Origin of the sequence: Proteinivorax tanatarense, assembly GCF_040267685.1 — a bacterium.
Taxonomy (GTDB): Bacteria; Bacillota; Proteinivoracia; order Proteinivoracales; family Proteinivoracaceae; genus Proteinivorax; species Proteinivorax tanatarense.
In genome coordinates this window covers 2,651,171-2,666,784 of the sequence record NZ_CP158367.1, presented here as the reverse complement: position 1 = coordinate 2,666,784, position 15,614 = coordinate 2,651,171, and the positions used below count along the sequence as shown (strand labels likewise).

The 15,614-nt window shown below is 34.9% G+C and carries 15 protein-coding genes; all 15 read left to right on the top strand.

The window, feature by feature from the left end; translation table 11 throughout:
• The first annotated feature begins 41 nt into the window (after window positions 1-41).
• The 15 genes from PRVXT_RS13065 to PRVXT_RS12995 all read left to right on the top strand — a co-directional run bounded on the left by PRVXT_RS13065 (window position 42) and on the right by PRVXT_RS12995 (window position 15,496).
• Window positions 42-1,028, top strand: coding sequence for a hypothetical protein (locus tag PRVXT_RS13065; RefSeq protein ID WP_350343307.1), 987 nt, complete (start codon window positions 42-44; stop codon window positions 1,026-1,028).
• Between the two features lie 29 nt (window positions 1,029-1,057).
• Entirely contained in the window at window positions 1,058-1,543 is a 486-nt protein-coding gene (locus PRVXT_RS13060; RefSeq protein ID WP_350343306.1) for a hypothetical protein, read from the top strand.
• A gap of 46 nt (window positions 1,544-1,589) precedes the next feature.
• Complete coding sequence (locus tag PRVXT_RS13055) at window positions 1,590-3,740, top strand: complex I subunit 5 family protein (protein ID WP_350343305.1); 2,151 nt, start codon at window positions 1,590-1,592, stop codon at window positions 3,738-3,740.
• A 104-nt stretch (window positions 3,741-3,844) separates the two neighbouring features.
• Entirely contained in the window at window positions 3,845-4,339 is a 495-nt protein-coding gene (locus PRVXT_RS13050; RefSeq protein WP_350343304.1) for a Na+/H+ antiporter subunit E, read from the top strand.
• 3 nt (window positions 4,340-4,342) lie between these two features.
• The gene (locus PRVXT_RS13045) at window positions 4,343-4,609 is read left to right on the top strand and encodes a monovalent cation/H+ antiporter complex subunit F (RefSeq protein ID WP_350343303.1); all 267 of its coding nucleotides are present in this window, start codon (window positions 4,343-4,345) and stop codon (window positions 4,607-4,609) included.
• An 11-nt stretch (window positions 4,610-4,620) separates the two neighbouring features.
• Window positions 4,621-4,911, top strand: coding sequence for a monovalent cation/H(+) antiporter subunit G (gene mnhG, locus PRVXT_RS13040; RefSeq protein WP_350343302.1), 291 nt, complete (start codon window positions 4,621-4,623; stop codon window positions 4,909-4,911).
• 16 nt (window positions 4,912-4,927) lie between these two features.
• Complete coding sequence (locus PRVXT_RS13035; RefSeq protein ID WP_350343301.1) at window positions 4,928-5,167, top strand: hydrogenase subunit MbhD domain-containing protein; 240 nt, start codon at window positions 4,928-4,930, stop codon at window positions 5,165-5,167.
• A complete protein-coding gene (mbhE, locus tag PRVXT_RS13030; protein WP_350343300.1) occupies window positions 5,164-5,469 on the top strand; it encodes a hydrogen gas-evolving membrane-bound hydrogenase subunit E in 306 nt (101 codons plus the stop codon). Before PRVXT_RS13035 ends, mbhE begins: the two co-directional genes overlap by 4 nt.
• Window positions 5,470-5,892, top strand: coding sequence for an MnhB domain-containing protein (locus PRVXT_RS13025; RefSeq protein WP_350343299.1), 423 nt, complete (start codon window positions 5,470-5,472; stop codon window positions 5,890-5,892).
• Window positions 5,893-5,894: 2 nt separating this feature from the next.
• Window positions 5,895-6,272 (top strand): cation:proton antiporter subunit C, encoded by a 378-nt coding sequence (locus PRVXT_RS13020; RefSeq protein ID WP_350343298.1) that lies wholly within the window; start codon window positions 5,895-5,897, stop codon window positions 6,270-6,272.
• The gene (locus PRVXT_RS13015; RefSeq protein WP_350343297.1) at window positions 6,265-7,752 is read left to right on the top strand and encodes a monovalent cation/H+ antiporter subunit D family protein; all 1,488 of its coding nucleotides are present in this window, start codon (window positions 6,265-6,267) and stop codon (window positions 7,750-7,752) included. The genes PRVXT_RS13020 and PRVXT_RS13015 overlap by 8 nt, the downstream gene beginning before the upstream one ends.
• Before the next feature lie 149 nt (window positions 7,753-7,901).
• Window positions 7,902-8,894: a Cache 3/Cache 2 fusion domain-containing protein gene (locus PRVXT_RS13010; protein WP_350343296.1), complete on the top strand. Its 993-nt coding sequence runs from the start codon at window positions 7,902-7,904 to the stop codon at window positions 8,892-8,894.
• 23 nt (window positions 8,895-8,917) lie between these two features.
• Complete coding sequence (locus tag PRVXT_RS13005) at window positions 8,918-10,528, top strand: complex I subunit 5 family protein (RefSeq protein WP_350343295.1); 1,611 nt, start codon at window positions 8,918-8,920, stop codon at window positions 10,526-10,528.
• Window positions 10,529-10,732: 204 nt separating this feature from the next.
• On the top strand, window positions 10,733-12,886 hold the full coding sequence (locus PRVXT_RS13000) for a complex I subunit 5 family protein (RefSeq protein ID WP_350343294.1): 2,154 nt from the start codon (window positions 10,733-10,735) through the stop codon (window positions 12,884-12,886).
• A gap of 420 nt (window positions 12,887-13,306) precedes the next feature.
• Window positions 13,307-15,496, top strand: coding sequence for a complex I subunit 5 family protein (locus PRVXT_RS12995; protein ID WP_350343293.1), 2,190 nt, complete (start codon window positions 13,307-13,309; stop codon window positions 15,494-15,496).
• Window positions 15,497-15,614 lie beyond the last annotated feature (118 nt).

Sequence of the window (15,614 nt, the reverse complement as noted above, 5' to 3'; positions counted from 1 at the left end):
GTTGAGCCGCATTGTTGAAAATTAAAAAAAGGAGGCAAACTATGCAAAAAGCAATTTGGACTTTAGGCTATGTAATTTTAGTTGTTATGTGTTTAATTTTATATACTGCAGGGCTTTATGCTGCCTTTGCTGCAAACCACTTCTTTACTTCTTCGGTTTTAACTATCGCGATTGTAGGTATTATATACGCAATGAAAAAAGAAATATCGTTAAATCTAGTTAGTAATTATGAGACAACTAAGTTTGATGTCAATGACTTTTATAACTTTCTTTCAATAGTTATAGGAGCTGTTATAACGTACTTTTTAAGTGTAGAGCTTCAACTTGGTGCAGTGGTAGCTGCAGGGGCTGTGGGGGTTTTAGCGGCTTTGGTAGTTCCCAAACTAGGTGCACCATTATATACAGGAGCTTTTGTGGGTATGGCTTCGGAGGCACTGCTCTCTTCTTATATTTCAATAATTGTTGCAGGAGCAATTGCAGGTATAGTATTTGTCATATCTAAAATAGTCTTTAACGGGTTTGGTGGTAAATTTGGTACCATTGCCTTTACAGGGTGCATAGTTACCGGGTTGTTAACAGGTCAGGAATTTTTAAGTGCAGAAATTCCTAACGTAGATATGATGGTGAAAATAATAATATGTTCAGTATTTGCAGGTGTTATAACCTATGCCATATCTCATCGTTTAGGTCATGGACCAGTTATGGCTTCCGGTATTGTAGGCTTAATTGCAGGACTTGTTCTTCCAGCAGCCTTTCCTGAAAGTGGAGGAAGTTTAGCAGTTATGGCGATATGTGCTTCCTTTGCAGGTATGGCTGGTAAACATCGAATTCCAAATGAAAAATATTTAGCTTTAGCAGCACTAGTAAGCGCTTTGGCTTTTATTTATACAAATCCTTACATGGGTGGAGCAGGAGGAAAACTTGGTACAATTGCTTTTGGATCAGTAATAGCGGTCAGAGGGGTATCTGACATCTTTGCTAACTTGAGCAAAACTGAAGGCAAAAAAGAGGTTTCCCAAAGTTCCTAGTCTATTATAGATAGGGGAGAGAGAAAATTATGGGGAGACATAAACATGTAAGATTTATAACTCAAACTGGTATTTTGTTAGCTATTACTTTGACATTTCAAATGCTAGGTCTTCCGCAAATGGTGACGGGAATTGTAGTAAATGCAATGTTAGTGTTAGCTGCTCTTTCTGTTGGCATATATGGTTCTATAATAGTTGGAGGGCTAACGCCTTTGATAGCCTTTATTAGAGGGATATTGCCACCAATTTTAGGCCCGGTAATTCCGTTTATAATAATAAGCAACTGGGCTTTGATAATTATTTTTATGATCTTTTATAAAAGGAATAAGTTTATAGCTGTTGCTTGTAGTTCTTTTGGTAAGTTCCTTATTTTAACTTTTGTGGTTCGTTTAATTGTGGACATACCGCCAGAGCCCGCCGCTATGTTACAACTGCCTCAGTTGTTTACAGCGACCTTAGGTGGAATATTAGCTATAACTATTTGGCCAGCTATAAAAAGAAATATAATTAAGTAGGAAAGGTAAAAATTTCTCGCTTAATAATTACTGTGGGGGATTAAGTATGGAACTTCAAAAGCAAAAAAATATATGCTCACCAAGAGAATCTAAAAGGTCGTTAAACTCCCTAACAGCGATTAATAATGGGATAATATTTTTGCTAACAATAGCAGCTTTGGCTGTTATCTTTAGCATGGAGTTAGGCTATTTTAGCAACTTTAGAACAGAACTAATTAGCTTTGTATATGGTTTTAATGGTTACGTGTTGTTAATAATATTTATACCTTTGATATTTGGAACCTTAGCTGTGTTAATGTTTTCAAATCACGAAGTTTTAAGAGATATTTTAGTAGTTAATGTAACCTTTATTACCTTCATAATGATGGTAATTACAATCCCCGCTGTATCTGAAGGTGTTATAACACTACAGGTTTCAGAAGTTTTGGGATTAGGTTTAAATTTTACTCTTGATATGTTAGCGCTGGTTTTAGGCCTACTCACCACCATTATATGGCTAATGGTTACTATATACGCTCCAGATTACATGAATATGGAAGAGCACAGGAACAGATTTTATCTGTTCCTGATGCTAACATTTGGCTTTATACTGGGAACAATATTGTCTGGTTGTCTTTTTACTACCTTTTTATTCTTTGAAGGAATGACTTTTAGTTCTTATATGCTAGTTGTTCATTGTGAAACAAAAAAATGTATCGAAGCCGGGGATAGCTATATTTATATGGGGATCATGGGAGGCTTATGTATACTGTTAGCAATGGTTCTTTTATTTGTAAATGTCGGCACCTTAGAATACTCAAACTTAGCTGTAGAGTTGCAAAACTTAGGCGGTATAGAGTATGTTATTTTAGCTTTGTTTATAGTCGGATTTGGCGTAAAGGCAGGGTTAGTGCCGTTGCATATTTGGTTGCCAAAAGCTCATCCTATAGCACCTACACCTGCTAGTGCATTACTGTCGGGCATAATGGTTAAAATAGGCGCATATGGGATGATTAGGATACTCACTACCTTCTCTTTTCCTGAACCTTATCAAGTACTGGAAGGATTTACAGATAGTGTTTGGATAACATCTCAAAATATAGGGTTTGTGCTAATCTGGATGGGTATTCTTACTATGGGAATTGGGGTATTTATGGCTCTCCAGCAAGGTAATATGAAAAGAATGTTAGCTTACCATAGTGTAAGCCAAATGGGTTATATTATTATGGGAATTGGTGTGGCGGTGTATCTTGGATATAAAGGGGCTATGGGGTATTCTGGAGCGGTGTACCATATTATAAACCACGCTTTATTTAAGAGCTTATTGTTTATGGTCGCTGGAGTAGTTTACCTTAAAATAGGCACTTTAGATATGTATAAAATGGGTGGATTGTGGAGAAAACTTCCTTTTACATTTGCAGTTAGCACTATTGCAGCTTTAGGAATTACTGGAATGCCGTTATTTAATGGATTTGCCAGTAAAACTTTACTACATCACGCTATAGAAGAATCTTTTATGTATGGTCATTCCTCTTTTAAATTAGCAGAACTTTTATTTGTGCTAATAAGTGCAGGTACAGCCTGTTCTTTTATTAAATGGACTTACTATATCTTTTTAGGCAAGTGTCCCGAGAATCTTAAGAATGTCAAGGGTGAATACCCCATGATGAATTTAGCGATGTCAGGAATAGCTATTATGATTATCTTTATAGGGATATTCCCCAATTTTTTGCTAGATACAATTATAATACCCTCAGCTGAAAGTGTAACATATGACCCTGAATTTATAGACAACTATATTGTTGATATTAATATTTTTGCTCGATCAGATTTGTTAGGGATGATACCAGTTTATTTGATGGGGTTAACTATATTTTGTTTAGGAACCAAGTTTCATTTGTTTCACTTAAACTTTCCTAGGTGGTTGAGTGTAGGTTATATTTGTGCGTTACCTTTGACTGTAGTGCTAAAAGCGGTTGAGTTTTTTGATAAAAAAATAAATAGGAAAAAACAGCGATCAGATAAGAATAGTAATATAAATAAAAAGGTTACTTTAAATAGTGAAAATAACAAAAGCGGAGAAGGAGTTATAAACAAATTTGTAAGCCTTGTATACAAAGGAGCTAATAAGGTAGAGTACTCTATTATAAACTGCGATATAATCATATATTCTGTGGTACTTACTTTAATGTTGGTTTTTTTATTTGTTGTCAAATGATATCAATATTGGAACTTATCCTTTTTTAGCTATTGCCATTATTCATTTTAAGATGTAATATTTTAATTGAGGAACTTCACTTGATTTAATAAAGGGGTGAGTATATGCAAAAAAAAGCTGGTCTTTTAGAAATGATTGTAATGTTTTTTCCATTGCTTGGTTTTTGGTTGGTGTTATCTCCAAAAGTAACAATGGAGTCTATAGCCATAGGGTTTGTGGTTTGTTGGACAATTCTTATTTACTCAAGAGATATATTGTTAAGAAAAGAAGAAATGCCGTTATATTCTATGAAAAAACTAGTGATTTTTTTCACCTACATTCCTGTTTTGATTATTGAAATATTTAAGTCAGGAATTTATGTAGCGAAAATAGTTCTTAGTCCTTCATTACCTGTAAAACCTCACTTTGTAAAAAAGAAGCTTAGCTTTAAAAATGATTTTATCAAAGTGTTATATGGTAATTCTATAACTTTAACGCCAGGGACCTTGACTGTAGATATTAAAGAAAACGAGTTTATTATTCATGCTTTGACTGATGGCGTAGCAGAAGGATTAGAAGATTCTCCTATGGAACAATACGCAAAAAAAATGGAGGAATAAGATATGATAGCTTTAATAATGCAAGGGATACTAGTTTTTTTAGCTTTACTGGCTTTTGTTGGACTGTATGTAGCATATAAAGGGCCAAAGGCTGCTCATAGAGTAATAGCAATTAACGTTATTTTTACTAAAGTTGCCATTATTATAGCATTGTTAGCCATAGTTAATGGACAAGGAGCTTTTGTAGATGTGGCCCTTGTATATGCTATGATGGGCTTTGTCGCTACAGTGTCAGTTTCCAAATACCTAGAAAAAGGCCGATTGGATTAAGGAGTGATCATATGGAGTTGATAGTGAATATTTTATCAGGAACTTTATTGCTAGCGGGTGCTTTTTTCTTTTTGGTAGGCACAATAGGTCTTTTGAGAATGCCCGATGTTTATTCTAAGATGCATGCAACTACTAAATGCGATACTTTGGGTGCGGGGCTAATACTTTTAGGTCTTATGGTGTATTCTCATGGAGAATTAGATGTCGCCATAAAACTATTTTTGGTTATTGTTTTTATTTGGCTTACCAATCCCACTGCAGCACATATAATAGCAAAGGCAGACTATAACCAAAAAAAGTAATGGTGGAGGTGGAAAAATGTTAGTGCTAAATGTAGTTTTAATTTTATTTTTAATATGTTGTGCTTTAGCAGTAGAGCGTACAAAGGACTTGTTAAGTGCTGTAGTAATTTTTGGTGCATATAGTGTTACAATGGCGGTGCTATGGTTGCTTTTAAAAGCTCCCGATATCGCCTTAACTGAAGCTGCCATGGGTGCAGGGGTAACCACCATGCTTTTCGTAGCTGTCATTAGTAGGACAAGGAGGACTGAAAAGTGAAAAAAGGAATACTGGCGATATTGTTGTTTGGATTGTTGATAGTGTTAATATCAGGGATATTGGAAATGCCTGCCCTTGGCAGTGTCGACAACCCTGCCTACACTGAAGAAGTTACTGAATACTATTTAGAAAACTCAATAGAAGATACCAATTCACCTAATGTAATTTCAGCGTTACTAACAGACTACAGGTTTTTTGACACTCTAGGTGAAACAGTGGTGCTTTTTACAGGAATTACTGTAGTTGTATCGGTTCTAAAGAGAGGAAATGCACCTCAGCATGGAAATGAGGGGGAAAACTAAATGAATGATTTAATAGTAAAAGTAATAAGTAGATTAACGATTCCTTTTATTCAGCTATACGGGATTTTTATAATAATGCACGGGCATCTTTCGCCGGGAGGCGGTTTTGCCGGAGGTGCTATTTTAGGTGCTAGTATTATACTTTTGACTTTGGCCTTTGGGCTAGAAGGTGCATCAAAAAAAATGCCTCACCATGTGTCCAAGGTCATAGAATCCAGCGCAATTTTACTGCTTTTAGCCTTGGGGATGGTTGGCATTGTAACAGGAAATAATTTTTTAACCAATGCTGATGCTGGTTTTGATTTAGGTCAAACTGGCAGAATTTTAAGTGCTGGTTTTATACCTATTGCAACTATGGCTATAGGTATGAAGGTGGCAAGTACTTTAATAACGTTATTTCACACCATTATTGAGGAGGACTAGCTATGGAGCTAATTAATGAGCTTCTAGATCATATAAATTATGTAGGAGCGGCTGTGTTGTTTGTAATAGGATTATATACAGTTCTTACCCATTCCAACTTGTTAAAAAAAGTAATAGGCATTAACATCATGGAGACATCGGTGTTTTTATTTTTTGTTTCTATAGGTTATGTAGCAGGGGGAGAAGCGCCTATAATTGGAGAAAATAGCGATGCTATTTATGTAAACCCCCTTCCCTCTATTATTATTTTAACCGGTATAGTAGTTGCCATAAGCTTGACTGCTTATGCTTTAAGTTTAATTATTAGAATTTATGACGAGTATGGCACATTAGATATGGATGAAATCATGGAAATAAGGAGTGATTTACCCAATGAATAGTACTCATTTTCCAATAATAATTATGTCCTTGTTTTTAATAGTGGGTGTATCCACTCCTGTAATAAAAAAGCGGTTTGACAATGTTGTAAAGTTTATGTTGATGGGTACTTTTGGCGTGGCAATTATTTTATCCGCTCTTACTTTTTTATATGTCCAGGCTGAAGGCCCCTTTACTTATAACTTTGGTAACTGGAGTAGGCAGTTAGGGATTGAGTTTGCCATAGATGGATTTTCTGCTCTTCTTACTTTGTTGATTGTGTCAGTGTCGGCAATAGTTGTGTTGTTTTCTTTAGAGGATATTGAGCATGAAGTAGATTCCTCGAAGACTTTGAGCTACTATACTATTGTATTTACTTTGATATTTGCAATGGTAGGAATTACTTTTAGTAATGATTTATTTAATATATATGTTTTTATGGAGATTTTATCTTTAACCTCTTGTGGAATTATTTCTATTAAACATAAAAAAGTCAATTTTTTGGCTTCATTTAGATATTTAATTCTAAATACTTTAGGGTCAATATCGTTTATGTTTGGAATTGCTTTGCTTTATATGGTGACGGGACATTTGAATATAGTAGAAGTTAATAATGTTATAGCAGATGTTTGGCAATATTATCCAACTAATATTTTATTGGCTGTTGGTTTTATGTTTACGGGTTTGGGGATAAAAGCGGCTATGTTTCCGCTTCATGTATGGCTTCCTGACGCCCACTCCAGTGCGCCGACTCCCTCTAGCGCTTTGCTATCAGGGTTAGTAGTAAAGGTTTATGTTTTTACAATGGCAAAGATTATCTTTAATGTTATCGGTGTTGAGATTTCCCAAGCATTGGATATAACAACTTTTTTAACGTACTTTGCGGCATTAAGTATGATAATGGGGTCTATTTTTGCTATAGGTCAAAAAGATATAAAGAGAATGCTAGCATATTCCTCTGTTGCTCAGATTGGATATATGTTTTTAGGTATAGGGCTTGCAACTGAATTTGGCTTAGCGGCTGGTTTTTTCCACATTTTTTCCCATGCAATGATGAAAGCAGCACTATTTTTAAGTGCAGGGACTATAATATACAAAAAAAATCAGAGAAACATTACTAAGCTGGATGGAATAGGATATGAGATGCCAGTGACTATGACGGTATTTACAATTGCTGCTTTAGGAATGGTAGGAATACCTGGTATAATAGGGTTTATGAGCAAGTTTTATTTAGGTGTTGCAGTTTTAGAAGCTGGACAATCAGGTTTTATCATAGTGATTCTTTTAAGTTCCTTTCTAAATGCCATTTATTATCTGCCGATAATCATTTCTGCATTTATTAAAGAGGATAAATCTAGAATTAAAACATTGATACTAGATAAAATCCCAGTAACTATGCTAATTCCTTTGGTTTTATTAGGTTTCAGTTGTGTATTATTTGGCTTTTTCCCTAATTTGTTAATGGATACTATTGAAAACGTTGTACCCACATTTTTAAATTAACTGTTTGAGGCTTTTTAGTAATTGAAGTGTAACTCTATTTTTAAGCCTTAACTAATAGCTAGATGATATTATCTTAAAAAACGTTGCTATATAAGGCATAATAGAGCATTACAATCGCCAATATTAAACTAACCTTAGGGGGGATATAAATGAAAAACAAAATTGGACTTTTGGTAGTTTATTTATTAACAATACTACTAGTTGTAGGCACTCTATCCTATTTTAGTTTTCAGCAAAACCAAGCTGAAAAAATAGAAGATGAAAAGGAAAAAGTGGATTTTGCGCTAAACTCTGTCTATACCTTAATTGAATATAGAGAAAAGTTGGTCAAAAAAACTATTAGCAACAAAATAGATGTTGCTATGGATAAGTTAAATAATTATGGAGTTTTAGAAGTTGATTATAGTGAAGTTGCAGACTTAAACGGTGTTGAAGCTCCTAATTTAAAGGCTGGAAGTGTTAATTTAACCGGGGATAATGACTTTGTAGATGAGTTATCTGAGCTAGTAGGAGGAGACTTTACGGTATTTGTAAAAGAAGAAGATAAATTTATTAGAGTTAGTACCACTGTATTAGATGATGACGGAGAAAGAATTACAGGAACCTATATAGAGGATGGCACAGACATATACAATACTGTATCACAAGGGGAGAGCTATTACTCTAGGGCTTGGGTGGCCAATTCATGGAATATAACCAATTATTATCCCCTTGAAGATAAAAGTGGTGAAGTGATTGGGATGATCTACTCTGGGTTGGAAGAAATAGATGACAATCTTAAAGAAATTTTGTCGGATGTAAAGATTGGTAAGACCGGATATCTTTATATAATGGATTCAGAAAAAGAGCTAGTATTTTCTCCTACCGAAAAAAAACATCAAATAGCTGAACATGCTGCTACTGACGAGATAATTGAAAAAGCAAATGGCTCTTTAGAATTTAGGTACCAAGGTGAAGAAAAATATGCTCGTTTTAAACAGTTTGAGCCTTGGGATTGGCATATTGTAGCGGTGGTTAAACTGTCAGAACTAACTTCAACCTCTAAGGGTTTAGTTAACATTATCGTAGTCGGCGGTATATTAACTTTTATAGGGTTGATGGTGTTTACTATAAGTCGCAGAGGTAAAAATGCAAAAGGGTAAAAGATATTTTAGGGGGCATAGAAATGCAAAGAAACATTGAAGTAAATGGCAGTGACAAGTTTGTAAAGAGCTGTAAAACATTATTGGTGTTTTTTTGTTCACTTATGTTGATGTTTTTTTTGGTAACAGAAGGGGGGCAAAGGATACTAAACGCTATCATCAGCAGCAATAATATACCTCTAGTTATTTTGTTTTTAATTTTTGTTTTAGGGCCTTCTTCCACATTTTTTACACTAAAACAAGAGCAAAATCGTGATATAATATTATTGTATACAAACTTTGCTGTGGTAATACTAGTATCTCTAATGTACCCCTTGGCTAGTTCTGAAGGGTTGTATTTAGAGCTTTCCAACATTTTGGGATTTGGACTAGCTTTTAGGGTTGAGATGCTTACATTTTATATGCTCATGGCAGCAAGTTTGTTATGGCTTTTAGTAACAGTATTTTCTCATTCTTACCTTATAAAAAAAGAGCAACATCGCAGTAGGTTCTATTTGTGGTTTATGATAACCTATGGAGGGGTTATGGGTGCCATAATGGCTGATAGCTTAATAACTATGTTTTTATTTTTTGAAATTATGTATATAAGCTGCTATTTTTTAGTGGCCCATAATAGCTCCAAAACTGCAATAAAAGCTGGAAATAGATATATTTACATGGGCGTTATCGGAGGATTGTCAATGTTGCTGGCTATCTGTGTGTTGTACGTATATACCGGGACATTTAACTTACATGAACTTAGTACAGCTATAGATATGTCATCTAGTGGTGCAGGTAATGTACTGTTTTTAGCCTTGGTATTTATGTTACTTGGTTTTGCTATCAAAGCCGCGGTATTTCCGTTGCATTTTTGGTTGCCTGATGCACATTCTTCAGCTCCTTCTCCAGCTAGCGCTGTGCTGTCTGGGATGGTTATAAAAGTTTATATATTTTCGTTGATTAAGTTTTTGTATATAGGTTTGGGATTAGATTTAATTAACGTTCTTAAAGTTTCTGATTATTTGCCACTTATTGCTGCAGTAGGGATGGTAGGAGGGTCGCTGTTTGCTTTACGGCAAACTGATATTAAAAGAATGTTGGCTTATTCAACAGTGGCTCAGGTAGGATATATGGTTCTGGGTTTAGGATTGGCTACTTCATTGGGCGTCAAAGCTTCAATGTTTCATATCTCCACTCATTTATTGATGAAAGCTGCACTATTTTTAAGTGCCGGTGCAGTTATGTACCAAACGGGCAGGAGAGATATTGAAGGATTTAAAGGTATTGGATACAAAATGCCCATAACTATGGGGGTTTTTACCATAGGTGCCTTATCTATGATAGGGATTCCTGGTGTCAATGGGTTTATGAGCAAGTGGTATTTAAGTATAGCAGCTATAGAGGCTGGTAGATCAGTATTTGTATTTGTTATACTGCTGAGTTCATTTTTAAATGCTATGTATTATTTGCCGATTATAATTTCTGCATATCTTAAAAGAAAAAATGATGAAGATGAGCACGAGGATATGGAATGGGACAGACTTCCCAATACCATGACCGTACCATTGATTATTTTAGGAACTGGGTGTATAATATTAGGGGTCTTTCCACAGATTTTGATGAATATCTTTGATCAAGCTGTAAATTTCTTTTAAGATCAAATTATGAAATGAATTAAGACGCTGTAAATTTTTGAAATTGATTAAATAGATTTATGGGTATTGCAAAATGATCAGAGTTTAAACCTTAGTCTCAAAATAACACTTGCGTGATTTGGCGAGGCTTTTTGAAGCGTTTTATATCAGGTATTGTAAAGTTTTACAATTGCCAAAGCAAATTTTAATAAAGGAGGGGATGAAATGAATAACGCAAAAGTAAATATAAATGTTGATCCGCCACAGAATAATTTTGGCTCATTAATACAAAAGGGAAATAGCATTTTTATATTCCTTCTAGCTATAGGTGCTCTAATAGTTACGTTTTCAATGGCGGCGGGTAACTTTATTGAGTTAAGTCAATGGTTGGAAAGTTTTGTAGAAAAATACCCTGCTTATCTTTTAGTAATCGTTCTTTTACCGTTGTTGGGAGTCTTTACAGCACCACTTGGTGGAAAATGGGAAAATCTTAGAGATATTTTATTAGTAAATATAACCTTTGCTACTTTTGCTATGTTGCTATCCCTTTACCCTTCGGTTATAAATGGAAACCTCACTTTAGCAATTGATAAAGTGTTGGGATACGGATTAAACTTCACAGCAGATATGACTTCGTTAACCTTAGCGACATTAATAGCCTTTATTTGGCTTATGGTAATGATTTATGCACCAGACTATATGAATAAAGAAGACCATCGATGTAGGTTTTATTTGTTTTTATCAATAACCTATTGTGGAATATTAGGTACTGTACTAGCTGGTGGAGTGTTTACAACATTTTTATTTTTCGAAGCGATGACATTTAGTTCTTATATGTTGGTTGTGCACTCCGAATCTAAGGAAGCACTTGATGCTGGAGACAGCTATATATATATGGGTATAATGGGTGGCCTATGTATATTATTGGCAATGATTCTATTGTTTATTAACACGGGGACTTTGCAGTATGAGAACTTAGCGTACGAGATGCAAACCTTAGGAGGTTTGGAGTATTTTATTTTAGCACTATTTATAATAGGTTTTGGGGTAAAAGCAGGTTTAGTTCCTCTGCATATTTGGCTTCCTAAAGCTCACCCTGTAGCTCCAACTCCTGCCAGCGCATTGCTTTCCGGGATAATGGTTAAAGTGGGAGCTTATGGGATGCTTCGTACCACTACAAGCTTTTTCTTTCCGGAATTTTCTCAGGTGACACAGGGCTTTGAAGATAGCATTTGGATTTCCGCCCAAACCCTAGGAGCTATAGTAATTTGGCTTGGAATTGCTACTATGGGTATAGGAATTTTTATGGCTATGCAACAGACAAATATAAAGAAAATGTTGGCATTTAGTACTGTAAGCCAAATGGGTTATATTATATTAGGAATTGGAGTAGCGGTTTACCTTGGTTATAAAGGTGCAATGGGTTACTCTGGAGTACTTTACCATATTATTAACCATGCCTTATATAAAAGCCTTCTGTTTATGGTAGCTGGAGCAGTTTATTTAAAAGTACACACTTTAGATATAAATAAAATGGGCGGGCTTTGGAAAAAAATGCCCTTTACTTTTGTAGTTAGTACAATTGCTGCCCTTGGCATCACAGGAATGCCCCTTTTTAATGGTTTTGCTAGTAAAACAGTTCTGCACCATGGTATCGAAGAAGCGCATATGTATGGGCATTCCATGTTTTTAGTGGCGGACTATTTATTTGTTATTATAAGTGCAGGAACAGCATGTGTTTTATTTAAGTGGACATATGGAATCTTTTTTGGCGAATGTCCAAACGAACATGAGCATATAAAAGAAGGATTTCCCATAATGAATATTGCTATGGGTGGGGTTGCAGCAGCGATTGTGTTAATAGGAGTTTTTCCTAACTTTTTATTGGATAATTTTATTATCCCTGCTGCTCAGGGTTTAACATATGACCCAGAGTTCATCGATAGTTATATTGTTGGGATAAATATTTTCGCCAGAGATGACCTAGTTGGAATGGTATGGGTATATTTAATGGGAGCAGGTTTGTTTTACTGGGGGATCAAAGGGTCTTTATTCAAAGTTAGATTTCCTCAATGGTTATGCTTTGAGTGCTTAATTACCCTACCAGTAAGAAAACTTATTGAAATAGCTTTTAAGATAATGAAAAAATTAAATTTAACAAGGAGAGATGATATGGTAGTATATACCACCTCATCTTGTGAAGCAAATGTTGAGATACCAAAGGAAGAAATAGAAGAAGATAGCATGGTGAGAAAATTTGCAGGTTTTGTTGATAAACAAATTTGCTGTAAATGTGAGACTCCCTTTATCAAATCAGATGTCTTGTTATACTCAATGATTTTAACTTTTATTTTAGTGTTTTTCTTTGTAGTAAAATAACATTAAACTAGGCGACTTAAATGTCGCCTAGTTTAATGGGTAAAAGCTTTGTATGTTTAACGAAGCGTGTTTTTAGTGTTATGACATATTTAGTAGGTATATATGTAAACTATAATTTTAATTTAAAATAGATTTTCACAAATAAATGGTTGATTTTAATTTAATTTAATACCTAAAATAAAGTAGCTTAATCAACTGACTGGAGCCAGTCAGTTGGTTATTGACTTTATGACCTGCGTGCACGCTATTGACAGATTCAACCAGTTACAGCAAGAATGCAAAGCTAATCAGAAAAGGCGCCATCCAAAGTGTAGTAGTGGATGGCGCCTCGGCATAGGCAGGTACTAGTACTATAATAATCTGTCGATAATAAAGCCTTTTTAATATTAGAATAGTAAGGGGAAACTGGAGGAGATTATAATGGAAAGGATATTACACAAGGGGGAAAAAGCAGAGTCTGCTGACGCTAAAAATGAAGCATTGACAGTAATAAACAATGTGTCGGTGATAGCATTATCAGCCTTAGCTCTGGTAGTTATCTTGAGTATGGAATTTGGCTATTTCAGCGGATTTAAGGAAGTGCTAATAGATACTATATTTAATTTTAGATTTTATCCGTTGTTGATAATATTGTTTCCAATAATTTTTGGAGTATTGGCTGTCGGCATGTTTTCGAACCATGAGCAGTTAAGGGATATACTAGTTGTAGATATTACTTTTTTAACCTTTATAATGATATTGCTTCTTTATCCTGTTGTAAGAGAAGAAGCTATATTTTTGCGTATTTCAGAGCTTTTAGGTTATGGAATTAACATTAGGATTGATATGACCTCCCTAGTAATAGCGTTGTTATCCTCGTTTATTTGGTTAATGGTTACTATTTATGCACCGGATTATATGAACAAAGAGGCTCACAGAAATAGATTTTATCTTTTTTTGATGCTAACTTTTGGTTTTATTTTAGGGACGGTAATGTCTGGCTGTGTTTTTACAACCTTCTTGTTTTTTGAAGCGATGACCTTTAGTTCTTATATGTTGGTAGTGCACTGTGAAACAAAAGAGTGCATCGAGGCAGGTAATAGCTATATTTATATGGGAATAATGGGCGGGCTATGTATATTATTAGCAATGATATTGTTATTTATAAATGTCGGAACTTTAGAATACGCTAACCTAGCCATTGAAATGCAAAACTTAGGTGGTTTAGAATATTTTATTATGGGACTTTTTATTATTGGTTTTGGTGTTAAAGCAGGGCTTGCACCACTTCATATTTGGCTCCCCAAAGCACATCCAATAGCTCCGACACCTGCAAGTGCATTGCTTTCAGGGATAATGGTTAAAATAGGTGCCTACGGGATTATTAGAACTACGACCAGTTTTTTCTTTCCGGAAATGCACCAAGTCACTGAAGGATTTTCAGATAGCATTTGGATTTCTGCCCAGACTTTGGGAGCAGCACTAATATGGATGGGTATAATCACCATGGCACTTGGAGTTTTTATGGCTTTGCAACAGGGCAATATGAAAAAAATGTTAGCCTTCCATAGTGTCAGTCAGATGGGGTATATCATTATGGGTATAGGAGTGGCAGTGTATTTAGGGTACAAAGGTGCAATGGGGTATTCAGGCGCTTTGTATCATATCATAAACCACGCACTGTTTAAAAGTCTTTTGTTTATGGTTGCTGGAGCTGTATACTTAAAAGTAGGGACATTGGATATGTATAAAATGGGTGGGTTATGGAAAAAAATGCCGTTTACCTTTATAGTAAGCACCATTGCTGCTCTAGGTATCACAGGAATGCCGCTTTTTAACGGCTTTGCCAGCAAGACTTTACTACACCATGCTATAGAAGAGGCTTTTATATATGGACATCCTTCTTTTAAAATAGCTGAAATTCTATTTATAATTATAAGTGCTGGAACCGCTTGCTCGTTTATCAAATGGACGTCATTTATATTTTTAGGAAAATGTCCACAAGATTTGGAGCACGTTAAAGGAGAATTTCCAATGATGAATTTGGCAATGGGTGGCATAGCAGCAGTAATAATGTTGATAGGGATTTTTCCAAATTTCCTGCTAGATAGTTTTATTATACCCGCTGCCAGTACTATAACTTATGATCCAGAATTTATAAACAACTATATTGTCGATATAAATATTTTCGCAAGAGCTGATTTAATAGGTATGATACCAGTTTATATAATGGGTGGGATTATCTTTTATCTAGGTGTTAAATATCATTTATTCCATCTTCATTTTCCAAAGTGGCTATGTATTGAGTGTATCTTAGCTTTTCCATTTGTTAAATTAAAAGAATTAGTAATTCTTATATATAGAAAAACAATATATGTTAAGTCTATTTACACTTCTAATATTTCCCGAGAAGGCCTATCCTACTCTTTGCCTGCATCAGACCATGGCCAGAGTAAAACAACTTTAAAAAGGGCGCATAAAGATGGCGAAGAGTCGGGAGTAATACCTAGATTTGTAAAATGTATTGATAAGGGGATAAATAAGTGTGAACTTTCATTTATTAATAGTGACATAATAATTTATTCTGTGATTTTAACCTTTATTTTAGCATTTTTCTTTATAGCAAAATAGCTGGTTAAAGGCTTAAAAATTGATATTGTTAGCTGGGTTATTATGTCTAATTAAATGCTGACCATCCCTTCAAAAATCATGGATTCAATTGATAACAGTCCATTAAAGCTCGGTGGTT

Bases quoted from the DNA above. Each gene is read 5' to 3' on its own strand.
- PRVXT_RS13000 (WP_350343294.1), top strand. From the start codon at position 10,733: ATGAATAACGCAAAAGTAAATATAAATGTTGATCCGCCACAGAATAAT.
- PRVXT_RS13065 (WP_350343307.1), top strand. From the start codon at position 42: ATGCAAAAAGCAATTTGGACTTTAGGCTATGTAATTTTAGTTGTTATG.
- PRVXT_RS13025 (WP_350343299.1), top strand. From the start codon at position 5,470: ATGAATGATTTAATAGTAAAAGTAATAAGTAGATTAACGATTCCTTTT.
- PRVXT_RS13060 (WP_350343306.1), top strand. From the start codon at position 1,058: ATGGGGAGACATAAACATGTAAGATTTATAACTCAAACTGGTATTTTG.
- PRVXT_RS13015 (WP_350343297.1), top strand. From the start codon at position 6,265: ATGAATAGTACTCATTTTCCAATAATAATTATGTCCTTGTTTTTAATA.
- PRVXT_RS13035 (WP_350343301.1), top strand. From the start codon at position 4,928: ATGTTAGTGCTAAATGTAGTTTTAATTTTATTTTTAATATGTTGTGCT.
- PRVXT_RS12995 (WP_350343293.1), top strand. From the start codon at position 13,307: ATGGAAAGGATATTACACAAGGGGGAAAAAGCAGAGTCTGCTGACGCT.
- PRVXT_RS13055 (WP_350343305.1), top strand. From the start codon at position 1,590: ATGGAACTTCAAAAGCAAAAAAATATATGCTCACCAAGAGAATCTAAA.
- mnhG (WP_350343302.1), top strand. From the start codon at position 4,621: ATGGAGTTGATAGTGAATATTTTATCAGGAACTTTATTGCTAGCGGGT.
- PRVXT_RS13020 (WP_350343298.1), top strand. From the start codon at position 5,895: ATGGAGCTAATTAATGAGCTTCTAGATCATATAAATTATGTAGGAGCG.
- PRVXT_RS13045 (WP_350343303.1), top strand. From the start codon at position 4,343: ATGATAGCTTTAATAATGCAAGGGATACTAGTTTTTTTAGCTTTACTG.
- PRVXT_RS13005 (WP_350343295.1), top strand. From the start codon at position 8,918: ATGCAAAGAAACATTGAAGTAAATGGCAGTGACAAGTTTGTAAAGAGC.
- PRVXT_RS13010 (WP_350343296.1), top strand. From the start codon at position 7,902: ATGAAAAACAAAATTGGACTTTTGGTAGTTTATTTATTAACAATACTA.
- PRVXT_RS13050 (WP_350343304.1), top strand. From the start codon at position 3,845: ATGCAAAAAAAAGCTGGTCTTTTAGAAATGATTGTAATGTTTTTTCCA.